This window comes from Cypionkella sp., from assembly GCF_036782355.1.
Lineage (GTDB): Bacteria > Pseudomonadota > Alphaproteobacteria > Rhodobacterales > Rhodobacteraceae > Cypionkella.
Genome location: NZ_DAIPZF010000033.1, coordinates 1 through 19363 on the forward strand (window position 1 = coordinate 1; position 19363 = coordinate 19363).

The 19363-nt window shown below is 62.5% G+C and carries 21 protein-coding genes and 1 tRNA gene; 7 read left to right on the forward strand and 15 right to left on the reverse strand.

Features of this window, described 5'->3' with window-relative positions; genetic code table 11:
- Positions 1 to 4: 4 nt before the first annotated feature.
- From V7Q10_RS12275 to V7Q10_RS12315, 9 genes are all read right to left on the reverse strand, one after another.
- A tRNA-Phe gene (locus V7Q10_RS12275) sits at positions 5 to 80 on the reverse strand.
- Between the two features lie 326 nt (positions 81 to 406).
- Positions 407 to 592 carry a DNA gyrase inhibitor YacG gene (locus V7Q10_RS12280; protein ID WP_333869399.1) on the reverse strand — a complete coding sequence of 62 codons (186 nt, stop codon included), beginning with the start codon at positions 590 to 592 and terminating at the stop codon, positions 407 to 409.
- Positions 589 to 1614 carry a ribonuclease E/G gene (locus V7Q10_RS12285; RefSeq protein ID WP_333869400.1) on the reverse strand — a complete coding sequence of 342 codons (1026 nt, stop codon included), beginning with the start codon at positions 1612 to 1614 and terminating at the stop codon, positions 589 to 591. The genes V7Q10_RS12280 and V7Q10_RS12285 overlap by 4 nt, the downstream gene beginning before the upstream one ends.
- On the reverse strand, positions 1611 to 2186 hold the full coding sequence (locus V7Q10_RS12290; protein ID WP_333869401.1) for a Maf family protein: 576 nt from the start codon (positions 2184 to 2186) through the stop codon (positions 1611 to 1613). The genes V7Q10_RS12285 and V7Q10_RS12290 overlap by 4 nt, the downstream gene beginning before the upstream one ends.
- 61 nt (positions 2187 to 2247) lie before the next feature.
- Positions 2248 to 2466, reverse strand: a complete 219-nt coding sequence (gene infA / locus V7Q10_RS12295) for a translation initiation factor IF-1 (protein WP_054005112.1) — start codon at positions 2464 to 2466, stop codon at positions 2248 to 2250.
- A gap of 96 nt (positions 2467 to 2562) precedes the next feature.
- Positions 2563 to 3447, reverse strand: a complete 885-nt coding sequence (locus V7Q10_RS12300) for a carbon-nitrogen hydrolase family protein (RefSeq protein WP_333869402.1) — start codon at positions 3445 to 3447, stop codon at positions 2563 to 2565.
- A gap of 8 nt (positions 3448 to 3455) precedes the next feature.
- Positions 3456 to 4040 carry a GNAT family N-acetyltransferase gene (locus tag V7Q10_RS12305; RefSeq protein ID WP_333869403.1) on the reverse strand — a complete coding sequence of 195 codons (585 nt, stop codon included), beginning with the start codon at positions 4038 to 4040 and terminating at the stop codon, positions 3456 to 3458.
- Positions 4037 to 4435 (reverse strand): ketosteroid isomerase-related protein, encoded by a 399-nt coding sequence (locus tag V7Q10_RS12310; RefSeq protein ID WP_333869404.1) that lies wholly within the window; start codon positions 4433 to 4435, stop codon positions 4037 to 4039. Before V7Q10_RS12310 ends, V7Q10_RS12305 begins: the two co-directional genes overlap by 4 nt.
- A gap of 96 nt (positions 4436 to 4531) precedes the next feature.
- A complete protein-coding gene (locus V7Q10_RS12315; protein ID WP_333869405.1) occupies positions 4532 to 5368 on the reverse strand; it encodes an SDR family oxidoreductase in 837 nt (278 codons plus the stop codon).
- A gap of 101 nt (positions 5369 to 5469) precedes the next feature.
- Between V7Q10_RS12315 and V7Q10_RS12320 the strand changes: the two genes are divergently transcribed.
- Positions 5470 to 5850 carry a winged helix-turn-helix transcriptional regulator gene (locus V7Q10_RS12320; RefSeq protein WP_333869406.1) on the forward strand — a complete coding sequence of 127 codons (381 nt, stop codon included), beginning with the start codon at positions 5470 to 5472 and terminating at the stop codon, positions 5848 to 5850.
- Here V7Q10_RS12320 and V7Q10_RS12325 read toward each other — a convergent pair.
- Positions 5847 to 6299, reverse strand: a complete 453-nt coding sequence (locus V7Q10_RS12325; protein ID WP_333869407.1) for an Lrp/AsnC family transcriptional regulator — start codon at positions 6297 to 6299, stop codon at positions 5847 to 5849. The two genes, V7Q10_RS12320 and V7Q10_RS12325, sit on opposite strands and share 4 nt — an antisense overlap.
- A 107-nt stretch (positions 6300 to 6406) precedes the next feature.
- Between V7Q10_RS12325 and putA the strand changes: the two genes are divergently transcribed.
- Together putA and V7Q10_RS12335 are read left to right on the forward strand one after the other, a co-directional pair.
- Entirely contained in the window at positions 6407 to 9844 is a 3438-nt protein-coding gene (putA, locus tag V7Q10_RS12330) for a bifunctional proline dehydrogenase/L-glutamate gamma-semialdehyde dehydrogenase PutA (RefSeq protein WP_333869408.1), read from the forward strand.
- A gap of 68 nt (positions 9845 to 9912) precedes the next feature.
- Positions 9913 to 10647, forward strand: coding sequence for a rhomboid family intramembrane serine protease (locus V7Q10_RS12335; RefSeq protein ID WP_333869409.1), 735 nt, complete (start codon positions 9913 to 9915; stop codon positions 10645 to 10647).
- 59 nt (positions 10648 to 10706) lie between these two features.
- Here V7Q10_RS12335 and V7Q10_RS12340 read toward each other — a convergent pair whose 3' ends face one another.
- The 5 genes from V7Q10_RS12340 to V7Q10_RS12360 form a co-directional block, all read right to left on the reverse strand.
- The gene (locus tag V7Q10_RS12340; RefSeq protein WP_333869410.1) at positions 10707 to 11495 is read right to left on the reverse strand and encodes an inositol monophosphatase family protein; all 789 of its coding nucleotides are present in this window, start codon (positions 11493 to 11495) and stop codon (positions 10707 to 10709) included.
- Positions 11496 to 11595: 100 nt separating this feature from the next.
- Complete coding sequence (locus V7Q10_RS12345; RefSeq protein ID WP_333869411.1) at positions 11596 to 13122, reverse strand: DHA2 family efflux MFS transporter permease subunit; 1527 nt, start codon at positions 13120 to 13122, stop codon at positions 11596 to 11598.
- A 4-nt stretch (positions 13123 to 13126) separates the two neighbouring features.
- Complete coding sequence (locus V7Q10_RS12350; protein WP_333869412.1) at positions 13127 to 14215, reverse strand: HlyD family secretion protein; 1089 nt, start codon at positions 14213 to 14215, stop codon at positions 13127 to 13129.
- Positions 14212 to 14667 (reverse strand): MarR family winged helix-turn-helix transcriptional regulator, encoded by a 456-nt coding sequence (locus V7Q10_RS12355; protein WP_333869413.1) that lies wholly within the window; start codon positions 14665 to 14667, stop codon positions 14212 to 14214. The genes V7Q10_RS12350 and V7Q10_RS12355 overlap by 4 nt, the downstream gene beginning before the upstream one ends.
- A 77-nt stretch (positions 14668 to 14744) precedes the next feature.
- On the reverse strand, positions 14745 to 15656 hold the full coding sequence (locus tag V7Q10_RS12360) for a LysR family transcriptional regulator (RefSeq protein WP_333869415.1): 912 nt from the start codon (positions 15654 to 15656) through the stop codon (positions 14745 to 14747).
- An 88-nt stretch (positions 15657 to 15744) separates the two neighbouring features.
- Here V7Q10_RS12360 and metF point away from each other — a divergent pair, with 88 nt between their 5' ends.
- From metF to V7Q10_RS12380, 4 genes are all read left to right on the forward strand, one after another.
- Positions 15745 to 16611: a methylenetetrahydrofolate reductase [NAD(P)H] gene (gene metF / locus V7Q10_RS12365; RefSeq protein ID WP_333869416.1), complete on the forward strand. Its 867-nt coding sequence runs from the start codon at positions 15745 to 15747 to the stop codon at positions 16609 to 16611.
- Between the two features lie 136 nt (positions 16612 to 16747).
- Positions 16748 to 17185, forward strand: coding sequence for a type II 3-dehydroquinate dehydratase (aroQ, locus tag V7Q10_RS12370; RefSeq protein ID WP_333869417.1), 438 nt, complete (start codon positions 16748 to 16750; stop codon positions 17183 to 17185).
- Positions 17186 to 17221: 36 nt separating this feature from the next.
- Entirely contained in the window at positions 17222 to 18286 is a 1065-nt protein-coding gene (locus tag V7Q10_RS12375; RefSeq protein ID WP_333869418.1) for an AMP-binding protein, read from the forward strand.
- The gene (locus V7Q10_RS12380) at positions 18283 to 19356 is read left to right on the forward strand and encodes a thiolase family protein (RefSeq protein WP_333869419.1); all 1074 of its coding nucleotides are present in this window, start codon (positions 18283 to 18285) and stop codon (positions 19354 to 19356) included. Before V7Q10_RS12375 ends, V7Q10_RS12380 begins: the two co-directional genes overlap by 4 nt.
- Positions 19357 to 19363: the final 7 nt, after the last annotated feature.

Sequence of the window (19363 nt, forward strand, 5' to 3'; positions counted from 1 at the left end):
TAAATGGTGCCCGGAGACGGATTTGAACCGCCGACACGCGGATTTTCAATCCGCTGCTCTACCGACTGAGCTATCCGGGCACTTATGCGAAGGTGTTTCGCTCTGTGAGGGCCTGATACGCGAGGTGGGCGGGGCTGTCCAGAGGGTTTTGACAGAATTTCTGCGCTTTTTCAGGTCATTGCTGGGGCAGGGGATCGAGGGGGCGGTTCCTGCGCGCTGGGGCTTGCGTCTGGGGCTTTGGCAAGGGCTGCGAAGCCTGTGGTGCAGGGCCTCTGGCGGCAGATGCTGCGCTTAGGTCAAGCTGTGCTGGCGAGGCTGGGGCCCTTCTTGGGGGGTGGTTTTATCAAGGATCGACAGGCTTTTGGCGGCGTGGCATGCATCAGGTGGTGCCGCGTAAGGCTCTGATTTAGTTTGGGAACTTGCCTGACCCTGCGGCGTGATCATCCTCGACCGGGTTTTCGTCGTCGATAGCCTCCGCCGGGATGGCGTAGGCGCCGGTGAGCCATTTGCCCAGATCAATGTCCGAACAGCGGCGCGAGCAGAAGGGTTTGTATTTTGCATCTGCTGCGCGGCCGCAGATTGGGCAGCTCATGCCAGCAACTCGCGCAGCGGCAGGCGGTCGCGCTTGCGGGTCATCTCGTGCAGGCCAAGCGTGGTCCAGCCGGCGATATTGACCTCGGTTTCGGCCTTGAAGGCGGCGCGGATGACTTGATCAAGGATCGCGCGGTCTTTCTTGGGCATCGGCGCGTAATCGACCACGATCTGGCCGCCCAAGCCGCGCAGGCGCAGCTGACGCGGCAATTCGCGGGCGGCGGCGATATTGACCTTGAGCGCTGCCGCGGGCGAGGTGTCATTGCCGGTGTTCACATCCACCGCGATCAGCGCGCGGGTGGGTTCGATCATCATATGGCCTTCCCCCAGCGTCACACGCGGGGCCAGCAGATCGTCGATCATCTCAAGCACACCGTGGTCGGCAAAGCCGCCCTCGTAGACATCATCGGGCGCAGGGTCTGCCCAGTCGCGCCAAGCGGTTTCATGCGCGCCGGCGCCTTCGACCAGCAATTCGGGCGGGCCGGTCAGATCGGCCAGCACGGCCTCGGCCAGCTCGCGCATGGCGGTGATGTCTTGGCTTACCTCGTCAGGCTCGGCTTCGGCGGCAGCCGAGCGCAGGATCAACCCCAGGGTTTCATCCGCGCCCTGCATGGCGGCGGCGGCCAGCGCCTCAAGTTCGGCACGCAGCTCTTCGTCGCGAATGCGGCGCGAGACATTCAGCCCCGGCGCATTGGGGGTGACGATGGCATAGCGCGATTTGAACAGCAGCCGCAGCGTCACCGGATAGGCCTTGCCCGCCTCGGCAGGGCCGGTGATCTGCACCAGCAGGCGCTGCGCCGGGGCAATGCCTGCGGTTTGGCGCAAAAAGCCCGAGCCTTGCGGCAGTTTCACAAACAACCCGCCTTGGCCCTTCATCGGCCGGTCAGCCACGGCGCGATAGATCGCCCCCGGGATCGGCGCATCGGTGATCGGGTCAATCGCCAGATCTTCCAGCCGCCCGTCCACGATCAGGGCTGCGGCGGGGCGGTCTTGCAGGGTGTCAAGCAGAACAAGGCGGGTCATTTTTGGGTCCAGACCGGATAGCCTGCTGCGGTGAGCAGGGCGGTTGTTTCGGCCAAAGGCAGGCCAACGATGCCGGTAAAACTGCCGGAAATCCACGGGATGAAAGCCGAAGCAATGCCTTGGATGGCATAGCCTCCGGCCTTGCCGTCCCATTCGTTGCTGGCAAGATAGGCGTTCAGCTCGGCATCCGACAGACGCTTCATCTTGACCGCCGAGACGCTTTCGCGCGTCCAGATCCGGTCGCCACGCCGCACAGCCACGGCGGTGATCACCTGATGCCTGCGCCCGCCCAGATCGGTCAGAAACCGCGCGGCCTCGCCTGCATTGGCGGGCTTGCCAAGGATCCGGCGCCCAAGGGCCACGGTGGTATCGGCGCAAAGCACGATGTCATCAGGCTCTGCCTGCACCGCAAGCGCCTTTTCGCGGGCAAGTCGCGCGCAATAGGGGCGCGGCAGCTCGGCCTTGAGCGGGTCTTCGTTGATGTCGGGGGGCAGGATCGCGTCGGGAACAATGCCAAGCTGGGCCAGCAATTCGCGCCGCCGTGGGCTGCCTGATCCGAGGATGAACCGCATCAGGCGTCTCCACGCTGGTGGGCCCGCAGCGCGGACCCCAGATTTCGCTTGTCGCGCACGCTTATTTAAAGCGGTAGTTGATGCGGCCCTTTGACAGGTCGTAGGGGGTCATTTCCACCTGCACCTTGTCGCCTGCCAGAACGCGGATGCGGTTTTTGCGCATCTTGCCTGCCATCACTGCGATCAATTCATGGCCGTTGTCGAGTTCAACCTTGAAAGTCGCGTTGGGCAGGAGTTCCTTCACGACACCGGGGAATTCGAGGATATCTTCCTTGGCCATGGTCTCTCCAATAGGATTTAGCCCGCGGAAACCGCAGGCATCGCGGCGATATGCGCCTGTTCTGTCAGATTTTCAAGCGGAAAATGCAGGGCGATTTCACTGGGTTGTGACGCGTCGCAGCGGCTGGGCTATGCGCGGGGCTTGCTCGGCCCAATGCAGATGGTTCAGCACACCGCCATCGCGGCGCAGATCTGCAATCGCTGTCAGATCAACCTCGCCGTAGGCCCAGCCGGGCGCGTCATAGTCGGTTTCGGCCAAAATGCCGCTGGCCGGAAAGCCGCGATCGGGCGGCGCATAGATTGCGGCGCGACCGTGGTTTTGGTCAACCGCAGGGCAAAAGGCACAATCGCCCACAGTGGGGCTGTGCACGGTGATGCATTGGTTTTCCATCGCCCGCGCCATTGATCCCAGCCGCACGCGGGTAAAGCCTGCGGCACTGTCGGTGCAAGACGGCGCCAGCAAAATCTCGGCCCCCGCCTCGACCAGCGCGCGGGCTAGCAGCGGGAATTCGCTATCATAGCAGATCACCACGCCGATTTTGCCCAAGGGCGTGTCAAACAGCGTCAGCGGCCCGTCCGGCACCACATCCCAAGTTTCACGTTCAAACCGTGTCATGATCTGCTTGTCTTGATGCCCCAAAACCCCCGCAGGCCCATAAAACACCGCGCGGTTCGAGGGGCGCTTGCCGTCAAAGGCGGGGCCAGAGGCGCCAAGGATATAAACGCCGTGCTTCGCCGCAAGCTTTGAGTAAAGCGCATCAACCGCAGGCTGGTGGCGGGCAACCTCGTGCAAGGCCGCCTCGATATCCATCGAAACCGCGCGCCCGCCCAAAGAGGCCAGCTCCATCGCGCCATATTCGGGAAACACCAAAAGCTGCGCGCCTTGGCCGGCGGCCTCGTCCACCCAAGCGGTCAGCTTGGCGTCATATTCGGCAAAGCTGGCGAATTCGGTCAGCGGATAGGCGGCGGCGGCGATTTTCATAGCAGTCCTTACAGGTGACGTATCCAGAATTGCAGCTGTTTCACGCTTTCGGCGCTGTCGCCGACGTCTTTCCAGCTAAACTCGGCCAAGGCGTCTGCCAGCGGCGCATAGCCATTGCGGCGCCAAAAGCCATCGTTCGACCGCGCGTCCGCCGGCTTTAGCGGGTGGTTGTCAGGCCGCAGCACCGAGCAAAAGGCGACATAGCTGCGGCCATGCGCGCGGGCATGGGCCTCGCGGTATTGAATGAACTGGCCGCCCAAACCTTGGCCGCGATAGGCGGGCAGGATCAGCGATTCTGCGCCGTAAAGCATATCTGTCAGCGCGATGTCGCGCCCGGCAAAGGGGGCTGCAAATTCCGCCGCGTGATCTTCCATCATCGTCGAGGTCGAGGCCCCCACCAGCCGATCGCCGTCAAAGGCCCCCACCAACAAAGCGCCGGGATTGTTGCGATAGCTTTCAAGATAGGCGCGCTCGTAATCTAGCGTGCCGTCGTACAGATAGGGCCAGTCGCGAAACACCGTGATGCGCAGACGCGCAACATCGTCAAGCGCGGCTTCTAGATCGGCTCCGGTCAGGGCGCGCAGGCTGATCATGCCGAGACCTGAGCGATCCAGTCGGCAAGGTTGTAAAAGGTGGTGATGCGGGTGATTTTGCCGTCGCGAATGTCAAAAAACGCCCCCGCGGGCAGAATATAGCGCTGGCCATGCGCTGCGGGCAGGCCGGGGTCGGTTTGCAGATATGCGCCATGCACAACGAATTCTGCCGCAGCACGGTCGCCGCGCGAATTGACGAAAATCTCAATATCTTCAAGCCGTTCGCGGTAAGAAACCCCCATATGGGCGCAAAATTCGGCAAAAGCTGCGCGGCCGTGGCGGACAGCACCTTCATTGACGCGGTGTTCAATATCGTCGCTGACACAGGCCAGCATTCCAGCAGGGTCTTCGGCGTTAAAGGCGGCGTAATAGGCGGCAATCAGACTGTGCGACATGGTGGTTTGGCCCTTGCGATTTTGACCAAGCTTGGCACGCGCCGGCGGCAAGGTCTAGCCCGCCTCTGGTCCAAAAGGTCCAGAGGCGGGCAGGGCTTAAAGCGCGGCTGTGATCGTTTGGCCAATTGGCGTGGTGGGGCGGCCAATCAGGCGCGACAAGCTGTGCGAGTGGTCTTCCAAAGCGCCGTTTTGCACATGCGCATCGACATCGGCCAGCACCATGGCAAAGCCTTCGGGCAGGCCAAAGCCTTTCAGGGCGGCGGCAAAATCGGCCTGTGGCATATCGACAAAGCCCACCGCTTTGCCCGCAGCCTTGCTGACCTCGGCGGCGAAATCGGCCATGCTATGGGCTGTGTCGCCTGCCAACTCGTAGGTCTTGCCGCTATGGGCTGCGTCCAGCGCGGTCACGGCGATGGCTTCGGCGTAATCGGCGCGGGCGGCCATAGAGATACGGCCCTCGCCGCTGGCGCCAATGATAGCCCCATGCTGCACGGACATCGCCAGAGTGCCGGTGTAATTTTCCGTATACCAGCCATTGCGCAAAAGCGTCGTCACCAACCCCGAGGTCTGAAGATAGGCCTCGGTGGCGATGTGATCGGCGGCCAAAAGCATTGGCGAGGCCGCGCCCTTCAGGATCGAAGTATAGATAATCCGGCTGACTCCTGCGGCGCGGGCGGCATCAATCACCGCGCGATGTTGTCCGGCGCGGTCGTTAAAATCATTCGAGGAAATCAACACAACTGTGCTGACGCCTTGCAGGCCGGCGGCAAGGGTTTCGGGCTTGGTATAGTCAAAGGCCCGTGCCTCGGTGTCGCTGATTTTGGCAGGATCGCGGGCAAGGGCGATCACACTGGCCGCAGGGTCGCGGGCTTTGATTGCGGTAAGGGCAAGTTGGCCAAGCTGGCCGCTGGCTCCGGTAAGGGCGATGGTCATGGGTCTCTCCTGTGTTGCTGGATCAGAGATACGGCTTTACTTCCGAAAAGGAAGTACCTACATTTTTGTAAGTATAAACCACAGCCGCACAGGAGATGTGCATGGACGGAAACCGGCCCTCGGATGTTTTGTCGCCAGAATGCCCCTCGCGGCAGGTACTGCGGCATTTGACCAGCACTTGGGGTGTTTTGGTGCTGATTGTGCTGCTGAAGGGCGAGCATCGGTTTTCAGCGCTGAAACGGCGGGTTGGGGGCGTATCGGAGCGGATGTTGGCGCAGACGCTGCAACAGCTGGAAGGCGATGGCATGGTGCTGCGGGTCGCGCATCCGGTGGTGCCGCCGCATGTGGTCTACTCGCTGACCGATCTGGGGCAGGGCGCGGCGCTACGGGTGCAGGCGCTTGTCGGCTGGCTGGAGTCGGCTTTGGATGACCGCGCCATTGCGTCAGGCGACGGCAAAATTGGCCGGATTTGCCAGGTCTAGGCGCCGTCCTTTACCGCCTCCATCGCCACATAGGTCGAGGTCGCGGTGACATGTGGCAGCGCTGAAATCGCCTCGGCCAGCACGCGGCGATAGTCTTGCATATCCACCGTGCGAACCTTCAGCAGGTAATCAAACCGCGAGGCGATCATATGGCATTGCTCGACTTCGGGCACCAAAACCACAGCGCGGTTGAACTCTTGCAGTGCGGCCTCGCGGGTGTCGGACAGGCGCACCTCGACAAAGGCCACATGCGCCAGACCGATCTTGGCCGCGTTCAGCGTGGCACGATAGCCGGTGATCACGCCTTCGTCTTCAAGCCGTTTCATCCGCGCTTGGGTGGGTGATTTTGACAGCCCGATTCGGCGGCCCAGTTCGGTGGCGCTGATCCGGCCATCGGCCGAGAGTTCGCGCAAGATGGCATGGTCAAAGCGGTCAAGATCATACGGCATGCAAAAGCCCATTTTCGCAGGAGATACGGCTGAACAGGCTTATATCTTCGGGAATACAGCCTGTCAAACTTGCGATACATAGGGCAAAATCGGTAAGGAGATCTGCGATGTCGACAGTCGAAACTGCGTGGAATGTGATCGAGCGGCAAAGCCTGCGCGATGAGGCGGGTTTGGTGGCTGATCTTATCGCAGAGGCGGGGCTGGATGGGCCGCGCCGCGCCCAGATCACCGAAGCGGGGGCAGAACTCGTGCGCCAGATCCGCGCCTCCTCCAAGCCCGGTTTGATGGAGGTGTTTTTGGCCGAATACGGTCTTTCGACCGACGAGGGCATCTCTTTGATGTGTTTGGCCGAAGCCCTGCTGCGGGTGCCTGACGCCGAAACCATGGACGCGCTGATTGAAGACAAGATCGCACCCAGCGATTGGGGCAAGCATTTGGGGCAATCGACATCCAGCCTTGTGAATGCCTCGACCTGGGCCTTGATGCTGACCGGCAAGGTGCTGGACGAGGGCAGCACTTCGGTGGTGGGTCATCTGAAAGCGGCGGTCAAACGGCTGGGCGAGCCGGTGATCCGCAGTGCCGTCACCCGCGCGATGAAAGAGATGGGGCGCAACTTTGTCTTGGGCGAAACCATTGAAAAGGCAATGAAACGCGCCACCGAGCTCGAGTCCAAGGGCTATACCTATTCCTATGACATGCTGGGCGAGGCCGCGCGCACCGAAGCCGATGCGCGCCGCTATCACCTGAGCTATTCCGCCGCGATCACTGCGATTGCCAAGGCCGCAACCAGCGGCGACATTCGCACCAATCCCGGCATTTCGGTCAAGCTTTCGGCGCTGCATCCGCGCTACGAAGTCGCCAAGCGCGCCCGTGTGATGGAAGAACTGGTGCCGCGTGTGCGCGCGCTGGCAGGTTTGGCCAAGGCCGCAGGTCTGGGTTTTAACATCGACGCCGAAGAGGCCGACCGTCTGGCGCTGTCGCTAGAGGTGATCGAAGCGGTGCTCAGCGATCCGGCCTTGAAGGGCTGGGAAGGCTTTGGCGTTGTGGTGCAGGCCTACGGGCGGCGCGCGGGGGCGGTGATCGACTGGCTTTACGCGCTGTCACAGCGGCTGGATCGGCGCATCATGGTGCGGCTGGTCAAGGGCGCCTATTGGGACGCCGAGGTCAAGCGCGCGCAGGTCTTGGGGCTGACCTCGTTTCCGGTCTTTACCCGCAAGCAGGCCACCGATGTCAGCTATATCGCCAACGCGCGCAAACTGCTGGGCATGACCGACCGGATTTACCCGCAATTTGCCACCCATAACGCCCATACTGTTGCCGCCATTCTGAACATGGCAACCGATAAAACTGCCTTTGAATTCCAGCGCTTGCACGGCATGGGGGAAAGGCTGCACGACATCGTGCTGACCGCCCAATCCACCCGCTGCCGCATCTATGCGCCCGTGGGCGCGCACCGTGATCTGCTGGCCTATCTGGTGCGGCGGTTGTTGGAAAACGGCGCGAATTCGTCCTTTGTCAATCAGATCGTAGATGAAGACGTCGCCCCCGCGCAGGTGGCAGCCTGCCCGCTGAACGCGATGCAGGCGATGGACCGGGTGCCCAGCCCAGCTATCCCGACAGGGGCGCAGCTTTTTGGAGCGCGCGCAAATTCGCGCGGCTGGGATCTGACCGACGCAGGCGATCTAGAAGCCATCGCCGCCGCCCGCATGCCCTTTGAGACGGTTTTGTTCGAGGCAGGCCCGATGTTGGCGGGCCCGCTTGCCTCGACCGAGCGGGTCGAGGTGTTCAACCCCGCCACCGGCGCTGTGGTCGGCCATGTGCAGCACGCCTCGCCTGCCGATGTCGAAGTGGCGCTGGCCACGGCGGGCGTCTGGACGGCCGATGCCGCCGCCCGTGGCGCTGTGCTGCGCCGCGCGGCTGATCTTTACGAGGAAAACTTTGGCCAGATCTTTGCGATTTTGGCGCGCGAGGCGGGCAAAACCTTGGCCGATGCGGTCTCGGAACTGCGCGAGGCGGTGGATTTCCTGCGCTACTACGCCGATCAGGCGCAGGGGCTGACCCATCCGCCGCGCGGGGTGTTTACCTGCATCAGCCCTTGGAACTTTCCTTTGGCGATCTTTTCGGGGCAAATTGCGGCGGCTTTGGCGGCTGGCAATGCTGTGCTGGCCAAGCCCGCACCGCAGACGCCGCTGATTGCGGCCTTGGCGGTGCGGCTGCTGTATCAGGCCGGCGTGCCGGTGCAGGCGCTGCAACTCTTGCCCGGCGATGCAAGCGTGGGCGCTGCGGTGACGGGCGATGCGCGGTTGGCTGGCGTCGCCTTTACCGGATCGACCCAGACCGCGCTGCGCATTCGGGCGCATATGGCAGAACATTTGGCCCCAACCGCGCCGCTGATTGCCGAAACGGGGGGCTTGAACGCCATGCTGGTTGACAGCACCGCGCTGCCCGAACAAGCCGTGCGCGATATTCTGGCCTCGAGCTTTCAGTCGGCGGGCCAGCGCTGTTCTGCGCTGCGCTGCCTTTATGTGCAAGAAGACGTTGCCGCCGTGGTGCAGCACATGCTGTTTGGCGCGATGGATGAATTGGCGCTGGGCGATCCTTGGGATCTGGCCAGCGATGTGGGGCCGGTGATTGACGCGCAAGCCCAAGCCGGCATTGCCGAGTATATCGCCGCCGCGCGCGCCGAGGGGCGGGTTTTGCGCGAAATGGTCGCGCCTGCGGGCGGGCATTTCATCGCGCCTACCGTCATTCGGGTGGGCAGCATCGCCGATATGCCGCGCGAGATTTTCGGCCCCGTGCTGCATATCGCCACCTTTAAGGCGGGCGAGGTTGATCGGGTGATCGCCGAGGTCAACGCCACCCGCTACGGGCTGACCTTTGGTCTGCACACAAGGATCGACGACCGCGTGCAAAGCGTGGTCGAGGCGCTGCAAGTCGGCAATGCTTATGTCAACCGCAACCAAATCGGCGCGGTGGTGGGCAGCCAACCCTTTGGTGGCGAGGGGCTTTCGGGCACCGGCCCCAAGGCGGGTGGGCCAGAGTATCTGCACCGCTTTGCCCAGCACAGCCTTGATGTGGTGGCGGGCGAGGATACCGCGCTTGACGAGGCGGGCATTGCCGCAAAGCTGGCCCAGCCGCACAGCAAGGCCGCCGTGCTGGAGCAATTGCTGCCCGGCCCCACCGGGGAAAGCAACCGCCTGACCCTGATGCCGCGTTCGCCGCTGTTGTGCCTTGGGCCAACCCCGCATGCGGCCCGTGCGCAGGCCGAAGCGGTGCGCGCGCTGGGCGGCTATGCGATTGAAGCCGCAGGACTTGCCCCCGATGCGCTGACACGCTTGCAAGGCTTTTCGGGCGCGCTTTGGTGGGGCGATGTCGTGGCGGGGCGCAAGCGCGCGCAAGCCTTGGCGGCACGGCAAGGCGCGATCCTGCCGCTGATTGGCGGCATGCCGGACAAGGGCTATGTGCTGCTAGAGCGCCATGTCTGCATCGACACCACGGCTTCGGGCGGCAACGCGCAGCTTTTGGCCGAAGTCTCTGACACCTAAGCGGGCAGGGGGGGCGATCTGCCCCCCTTCTTGCTTGACGAAAGCTGCGGCATGGGCAGGATGGCGGCATGTTTCCAATTCGCGACCATAACCCTTCGGGGCGCACACCTTTTGTCACCTATGCTTTGATTGCGATCAATATGCTGGTGTTTCTTGGCTATTGGGGCCAGTTTTCGGCCCCAGGTTTGGATCAGTTTTTCTACACTTGGGGGCTGGTGCCCGAGCAAATCCTGTCGGGCCGGGGTGGCCTGACGCTGATCACCCATATGTTCTTGCATGGCGGCTGGATGCATTTGCTGGGCAATATGCTGTTTTTGTGGATTTTTGGCGATAATATGGAGGATGCCTTTGGGCATCTGCGTTATCTGGGCTTCTATATCTTGTGTGGATTGGCGGCGGCGGCTTTGCAGATTGCGGGCGATCCCACCTCGAACGGGCCGATGGTGGGGGCCTCGGGGGCGATTGCGGGGGTTTTGGGCGGCTATCTGCTGCTGTTTCCGCGCGCCAAGGTCGATGTCTTGCTAATTTTCATCGTGTTTTTTCGGATCTTTGCGATACAGGCTTGGATCGTGCTGGGGATCTGGTTTGGCTTGCAGCTGATGAACGGTCTGGGTGCTACCCAAGACGGGGTGGCGTATCTGGCGCATGTGGGCGGCTTTGTGGCAGGGGCGGTGCTGACCTTTCCCGCGCTTATGCGCCGCGGTGGGGTGCAGTTTTGGCGGCAAACCCACGGGCAACCGCCGCACCCGCAGGCGAAATATCGACTGGCCCCCAGCCATATCCCCCGCGTGCCGCGCAAATAGCGCCATAAAAAAGCGCCCCGCAATCTGGGGCGCTTTGGGTCTTGCAGGCAAGGTGGCGATCAAACGTCGCGGATGATCTTTTTCAGCGGCTCGAACAGCGGATCATTGGCGCAGATCAGCGCGCCTTTTTCCAAGATGTCATAGCCTTCGCGAACAGGGGCCACCATGCCGCCGGCTTCTTTCACCAGCAAGATGCCCGCCGCGATGTCCCAAGCGTTCAGCTCGCGCTCCCAATAGCCGTCAAATCGGCCCGCAGCCACATAGGCCAAATCCAGCGAGGCCGCACCCCAGCGGCGCACGCCAGCACAGGTTGGCATCAGCCGTGCCAGATCGCCCAAAGTGGCGGGCAGGGTCTTTTTGGCACCAAAAGGCACGCCGGTTGCAAACACTGCCTCGTGCATCTGACGCCGCCCCGAAACCCGCAAGCGGCGGTCGTTCATCCATGCGCCCGAGCCTTTTTCCGCCCAAAACATCTCGTCCTTGGCGGCATCGAACACCACGGCCGAGACGATCTCGCCCTTATGCTCCAGCGCGATCGAGACCGCCCAATGCGGCATGCCGTGCAAAAAGTTGGTGGTGCCGTCCAGCGGGTCGACGATCCAGCGGCGGGTTGGGTCGACGCCTTCGGTCTCGCCGGTTTCTTCGCCCAGCCAGCCATAGGTGGGGCGCGCGCCCATCAGGTCTTCTTTGATCAGCCGTTCGGCTTCGCGGTCGGCCTTGGTGACAAAGTCGCCGGGGCCTTTGGTCGAAACCTGAAGGTTTTCGACTTCGCGGAAGTCTTTCACAAGGGCTTTGCCCGCGCGGCGTGCGGCCTTGATCATGATATTAAGGTTTGCGCTGCCCTGCATGGGAAATCTCCGGTCGGTTCAAGCATTGGGGCATACACGCGCAAGCGCGGTATGTGAAGGGGGGGTGGCAGGCAAAAGCATCGCCTGCCGTCTGGGCGCTTTAGTCATGCGCCACGGGGGCGGCCACGGCGGGTTTTGGGCTAAGATCGGGCCTTTTCAGCAGCAAAGCCAGCGGCATTGCGCAAAGGGTAACGATCATCATCAGCTTGAAATCATTGATATAGCTGATCATCAGCGCCTGCACCGTTACCAAGCCTTCGACCTGCGACATGGTCACAAGGCTGCGCGCCGCCCCGGGCAGGGCATTGGTAAAGTTGGGGTTAAAGGGCGAAATCTCGGCCCCCAGCACCGAATGGTTGATCTGCAAATTGCGTGTCAGCATCAAGGTCACGATCGAAATCCCGATAGACGAGCCGATATTGCGCACAAGGCTGAACAGGCTGGTGGCATCGGCGCGAAAGATCGGGTCGATGGTGGCAAAGGCAATCGTCGACAAGGGCACAAACACCAGCCCCAACCCCAGCCCCTGCAACACCCCTGTCCAGATGATCAGTGATCTGTCCATTTGCGGCGTGAATCCGGTCATGAAATACAAAGACGCCGCCGTCAGGATCAGCCCCAGCGTCACCAAAAGCCGCGCATCCACCGTGCGCACCAATTTGCCCACCACGATCATCGACACCATGGTGCCTACCCCGCGCGGTGCCATCACCAGCCCCGTGGTGATCGTCGGATAGCCATAGATCCGCGCCAGCATCGGCGGCAACAGCGCAAGGCTGGCCAAAAGGATGATGCCGATCACAAAGATAAACACCAAACCCGTGGCAAAGTTCTGGTCCAGAAACATCCGCGGTTCCAGAAACGGTTTCTCGGCGCCCAAGATATGGATCACAAAGACCCACATGCCGGTCAGGCACAAAAACAGATAGATCCAAGTCTCGGTGGCTGAAAACCAATCAACCTCGGCGCCACGGTCCAGCATCAGTTGCAGCGCGCCAATGCCAATCGACAGCATGGCAAAGCCAAAGAAATCAAAGCGGCGCATGCGGGTGACAGATTTCGGCAGATAGGCCGCACAGCCCAGCAAAGCGATAATCCCCACCGGCAAGTTGATGAAAAACACCCAGCGCCAGTTAAAGCTTTCGGTCAGATAGCCGCCCAAGGTAGGGCCAATGATCGGCCCCACCATGATGCCAGCCCCCCAAAGCGCCATCGCCGAGCCTGCCTTTTCGCGCGGGTTGATATCCAGCAGAAAGGTCTGCGACAGCGGAACAATCGCCGCGCCAAAGACCCCCTGCATCAGACGAAACAGCACCATGGAATTCAGGTTCCACGCCACACCGCAGGCCATCGAAAAAATAACAAATCCGGTGATCGAGATCATAAAGAACTCGCGCTTGCCGATGCGGTCTGACACCCAGCCCGTCACAGGCGTCATAATCGCCGAGGCGACGATATAAGACGTCAGCACCCAAGTGATGGTGTCTTGGCTGGCCCCCAAATCGCCCGTCATCGTTGGCAGCGCCACATTGGCGATGGTGGTGTCCAGCACCTGCATGATCGTGGCCAGCATGATCGAGACCGTGATCAGGCCTTTATGGGGCACTTGGGTTGGATCGGATGTCATGGCTTTACTTCAAAAAGCCGGGCAGCAGGTCTGACAGGCTGCGGCTTTGGCCGGTATCAACCGAGACGCTGGCCGAAAGACCCGAGGCAAGCCCCGCAGCTTCGGCCGGATTGGTCAGGCGCAGACGCACCGGCACGCGCTGGGTGACCTTGACCCAATTGCCTGTGGCGTTTTGTGCCGGCAAAAGCGAGAATTCCGACCCCGTGCCTGCGCCAATCGCCTCGACCACAGCGGCCAGCTTTTGGCCGCCTTGCAGATCAATGCTGATCTCGGCGGGCTGGCCTGCTTGGACAAATTCCAGCTGGGTTTCTTTGAAATTTGCCTCTACCCAGACATCATCGGTTTGCACCAAGGTGAACAGGCTTTGCCCTGCGGCCACCATCTCGCCCGCCTTAAAAGAGGCGGCTTGATAGATCACGCCATCGGCAGGCGCGCGCAGGCTGGCATTGCCAAGGTTATAGGCGGCCTGATCGCGCGCGGCCAAGGCTGCCTTGACGCTTGGGTGATCCTCCGCGGCGATGTCTGCTGCACCCCCCAAAGCCGCCAGCGCCATCGCCAGTGATTGTTTGGCCAAATCGCGTTGATCCAGTGCCACGCTTTCTTCGTGACGCGCGTCATCCAAGGCCGCATCTGACGACACGCCCTTATCGCCAAGGCTTTCAACCCTTGCGCGGGCGCGGGTTTTATAGGCGGCGGTATCCTCGGCCAAGGCCAGGGTCTTCTGGGCGGTGCGGAGGTTCAGCTTTAGCTGTTCGACCCCAATGCGGGCGGCGGCAACGGCGGCATCGGCTTGGGCCAAGGCGATCTGGAACGGGGTTTGATCCAGTTCAAACAGCACATCGCCTGTCTTGACGATCTGGTTGTCAGCGATCAGCACCTTGTCAACTCGCCCGCTGACCGAGGTTGCCACGCCAATGCGGGCTTGGTGCAGATAGGCGTTCTCGGTGGTCTCATAGCGCCCCCCCATCCGCCAATAGCTGCCAGCGGCGACCAAAAGCACCAAGGGCCCGGCAATCATCAGCACACGGCGTTTCGATTTTGGCGCAGCTTTGTCGGCTGGGGCTGCGGCGGCATTGGTGCTGGTGGCGGTCATGATGGGTCCTTGCTGCCAGCGGCAATCGCGTCTGACAGATTGTTGTTCAGGGTGATAAGGGTGTCGATCAGGGTTTGGCGCAAGCCGGGATCAAGGCCTGCCATAGCCTCGCCGTAGACCTCGTCGGCACTGCGATAGAGCGAGGCTTTGATATCAAGCGCGGCTTGGGTCGCCACCACTTGGCGCACGCGGCGGTCTTGCGGGTCTGCTTCGCGTGCGATCCAGCCGGCTTGCTCCATACGGTCCAGCAGGCGCGAGACGGAAATCGGTTCAATTTCAAGCCGTTCGGCCAAGCGCGCTTGGGTCACACGTTCTTCGCGCAAAACATGGATCAGCAAGCGCCATTGCGCCGAGCTTAGCCCCAGATCTGCCGTATGCTGTTCAAAGCGGCGGCGGATGAGGCGGGCGGCATCATGCAGCAAAGGGCCAAGCGAGGGGGCGTCGGTTTTCATAAGCGCGGTATACTATAAGCCTGCTTATGATTGCAATTGCCACCCCGCGCCTAAGCCATGCATGAATGACAAGGCCGCTATGCCAAATTGCGCTGCAACTTCACCGCCTCGACCCGCGCAAGGCGCAGAAAATGCGCGATAAACGGGCGGGCGGCGTCTTCATCGCGGGTCACACCGTAAAGCCGCTTGGTCACCTGATGCGGCCCCAGCGGGCGGGTGATGTAATCGGCATTGGATTTCACCTCGCGCAGCACCCAATCGGGCAGCACCGCCACGCCGCGGTTCGATCCGACCAGCATCAGGATTACGGCGGTCAATTCGACCGGGCGCTGGGCCAGCGGCTCGACCCGGGCCGGGGTCAGCAGCTCGGTAAAGACATCCAATTTGTCGCGCGCCACCGGATAGGTGATCAGGGTTTGATCGCGAAAATCCTCGGCCTCGATCATCGCCTTGGCGGCCAGCGGGTTTTGCGCCGCGCCGACAAACACCGGATGATAATCAAACAGCGCATTGGCCGTAATGCCCCCCAGCGGTTCGGGGTTCGAGGAAATCACCAGATCCACCTCTTCGCGCAGCAAGGCGGGAAAGCTGTCAAAGGCTAGCCCCGCGCGGATATCGACATCGACTTCAGGCCAGGCATGACGGAAAAGTTCCAGCACCGGAAACAGCCAGTCAAAGCAGGCGTGGCACTGAATGGCGATGTGCAGACGCCCGGTCTTGCCCGATTGCAGCGCGCGAAATTCATCTTCCAGCGCGGTGATTTCGGGCAAAATCCGCTCGGCGGTGCGCAGCATCCGAATGCCTGCCGCCGAAAGCGTCATCGGCTTTGACCGGCGCACGAACAATTCCATCCCCACCTGCGCCTCGAGCCCCGCGACTTGGTGGCTCAGCGCCGATTGCGTCATGTTCAGCATATCGGCAGCACGCGCCAATCCGCCGGCCTGCTGAATGGCGCGGATGGTGCGCAGGTGGCGTAACTCGATATACATGCGGGGTTCTCATATTGTTGTTGAAAACTATGAATTGGATTCATTTATCGCCTTGCGGCATAAAGAGGCAAGTAAAAGGAGACGTCCCATGACCGCACCGCGCATTTCTTTCGAGTTTTTCCCGCCGCAAAGCCTTGAGGCTTCGTTCAAGCTTTGGGAAACCGTGCAGGTGCTGGCACCGATGGCGCCCGAGTTTGTTTCGGTCACCTATGGCGCGGGCGGCACCACCCGCAAGCTGACCCATGAGGCGGTGGCCACCATCAAGCGCAATTACGGGCTGAAGGTGGCAGCGCATCTGACCTGCGTGGACGCCAGCCGCAGCGAGACGCTGGAGATTGCCGAAGCCTATGCCGCCGCAGGTGTCACCGAGATCGTGGCGCTGCGCGGCGATGCGCCAAAAGGGGCTGCGCGCTTTATGCCGCATCCCGATGGCTTTGGCTCTTCGGTGGATCTGGTGGCGGCCTTGGCGAAAACCGGCAAGTTCAAGCTGCGCGTCGGGGCCTATCCCGAACGTCACCCTGACGCTGCCGATGCGCGGGCCGATGTGACCTGGCTCAAGCGCAAGATCGACGCAGGCGCAACCTCGGCGATCACGCAGTTTTTCTTTGAGGCCGATACGTTTTTGCGCTTTCGCGATGATTGCGCGGCGGCAGGCATCACGGCGCCGATCATCCCGGGGATTTTGCCTATTCAAAGCTGGCAGGGCACGAAAAACTTTGCCGCCCGCTGCGGCGCGCAGGTGCCCCAGCGCTTGGACGAAGGCTTTGCAGCCGCCGCGCGCGACGGGCGCGAGGCTTTGCTGTCGCTGACCCAATGCACCACGCTTTGCACAAGGCTGATCGAGGAAGGCGTGCAGGATCTGCATTTCTACACCCTGAACCGGCCCGAACTGACCCGCGATGTGGTGCGCGCGCTGGGCATTGTTCCTGATTTGGCTTTAAGCAAAGTCGCCTGAGCTGTCGGTCTCCCTGACAGGGGCGCTTGCGCCCAGAGACCCCTGCGCGCCCTTCCCGATCAGGAGGGCGCGTTTTTTGTGTGGCAGCACGGTCGCGATGCGCTATCAAGGGAAAAATCGCCAAGGATGACGCACCGTGAAGCCTATTTTTCTGATCAACGGCCCGAATTTGAACCTGCTGGGGCTGCGCCAGCCCGAGATCTATGGGTCCGAGACCCTGGCCGATGTCGAGGCGAAGGTTGCAGCACTGGCCGCAGAGTTTGGCATGCCGCTTGAGGCGATGCAGTCAAATCACGAGGGCGGCTTGGTCGAGATGATCCACCGCGCCCGCACTGAGGCGGCGGGGATTATCATCAATCCGGGCGCCTATTCGCATACATCGGTGGCGATCTTGGATGCGCTGAACGCCTTTGACGGGCCGGTGTTGGAGGTTCATATCTCGAACATCCACAAGCGCGAGGCGTTTCGGCATCATTCCTATGTCTCGGCGCGGGCCGAGGGGGTGATTGCGGGCTTTGGCACGGAGGGCTATTTGCTGGCGCTGCGCCGGATGCGTGGCTTGGTCGCGGGCTGAGGCGGTGGGGCCTCCGGCGGGGATATTTGGGCCAAGATGAAAGCCTTTGCTTGGCATCCTGAGGCGCAGGTTTGGGGCGACGATGCGGGTTTGCGCGGTGTTTTGGCGCGCGGTGGGGCGTTTCGGATTGGCGGGGCGGGGCCGCAGCCCGAGGGCGAGGCGGTGTTTGAGACGCTGACTTCGGGCTCATCGGGGGCGCCGCGGCGGATTTTGCGCAGCATGGCCAGTTGGACCGCGAGCTTTGCGGTGAATGCGCAGATGTTTCAGATTGGGCCGGGGCGGCGGGTGGCGGTGCTGGGGGAACTGGTACAGTCGCTGGCGCTTTATGGTGCGTTGGAGGCGATCCATCTGGGGGCGAGCTTGCAGCTTTTGGGCGGCATGCGGCCTGACCGGCAGGCGGCGATTTTGGCGGCGGATCTGATCTATGCCACACCTGCGCAGCTGCGGTTGCTGCTGGAGGCGGGCTGGCGGCCTGCGGGGCGGATCTTGGTTGGTGGATCAAAGCTGGATCTTGGTTTGCGCCAAGCTTTGGCGGGGGCGGAGGTCTGCGAGTTTTATGGCGCGGCCGAGGCGAGTTTCATCACGCTTGCAGGGCCCGATGCGCCTGAAGCCTCGGTGGGGCGCGCCTATCCCGGGGTTGAGATCGAGCTGCGTGCGGGCGAGATTTGGCTGCGCAGCCCCTATCTGTTTCAGGGCTATGCTGGCGCTGATCCGGGCGGGGCGGTGTGGCGAGAGGGCTGGCTCTCGGTGGGCGAGATGGGGTTTTTGCGCGACGGCTATCTTTATCTGTCAGGACGCAAGGGGCGGATGGTGACGGTTGCGGATCAGAATGTGTTTCCCGAGGAGATTGAGGGGTTTCTTTTGGGGCTTGCAGGCGTGGAGCGGGCGGCGGTTTTGCCAAGGCCGGATGCGCTGCGCGGGTCGGTTTTGCTGGCGGTGTTGCAGGGGGATCCGGGGCAGGAGGCGGCGATCTTGGCGGCTTGTCGTGCGCGCTTTGGCGCGTTGAAGGCGCCGCGCGCGGTGATTTGGCGCGAGGATTGGCCGGTTTTGGCCTCGGGCAAGACCGATTTGCAGCGTCTGGCCTTGGAGGTCGGGCTGTGAGCGTGATTTTGGCGGCAAAGCGTTTGGCGGTGGTGCCGCGTGGTGGGGCCTTTGCGCGGCTGCGGATCGAGGATCTGGGCGCGCCGGTTGTGCGGGCTTTGCTTGATCAGGCGGAGATTGCGCCGGAGGCGGTGGATGAGCTGATCTGCGCCAATGCGCTTGGGGCGGGGGGCAATCCGGCGCGGCGGCTTGCGCTTGCGGCGGGGCTGCCCGAGCGGGTGGCGGGGTTGTCGATTGACCGGCAATGCGTGGGCGGCTTGGATGCGATTTTGCTGGCGCATGCGATGGTGCAGGCGGGTTTGGCCGAGGTGGTGATAGCGGGCGGGGTGGAAAGCTATTCGCGCGCGCCAGAGCGTTTTGCCACCGATCCCGATGGCGGACCTGCGCGGCGCTACACCCAAGCGCCCTTTACGCCTTGGCCCGAGCGCGACCCCGAGATGTCGGCGGCGGCCTCGGCTTTGGCCGAACGCTTGGGGATTGCGCGGGCGGCACAGGATGCTTGGGCGGTGGCAAGCCATGCCACGGCGCGGGTCTGTCCGGGTGAGATTGTGGCTTTGGCGGGGGTCGAGCGCGATGTCTTTGCGCGCGGCTTGACGCCTGCGGTGGCGGCGCGGGCCAAGCCGATGGTTGGCAGCATCACGCCAGCCAATGCGGCGGTGGCCGCCGATGGCGCGGGCTTTGTGCTGGTGGTTTCCGACCGCATCGCCGCTGGGCAGGGCCTGCGGATTCTGGGCGGGGCGACGCTGGGGGGCGATCCTGAAGAGCCGGGGCTGGTGCCGGTAGCGGCCATAGCGCAGGCCTTGGCGCGGTTGGGGCTGCGGCCGGATCAGCTTGCTGTGGCCGAGGTGATGGAGGCCTATGCGGTGCAGGCGATGGCCTGTGTCGCGGCAGCGGGCTTGGGGCGCGTGCCGGTCAATATCGGTGGCGGCGCTTTGGCTCGTGGGCATCCGATTGGCGCCTCGGGGGCGATTTTGGCGGTGCGGTTGTTTTACGAGCTGCGCGCAGGGACCGGGCTTGCGGCGATTGCGGCGGCGGGCGGTTTGGGCACGGCGCTGGTGGTGCAGCGCTAGCCCCCGC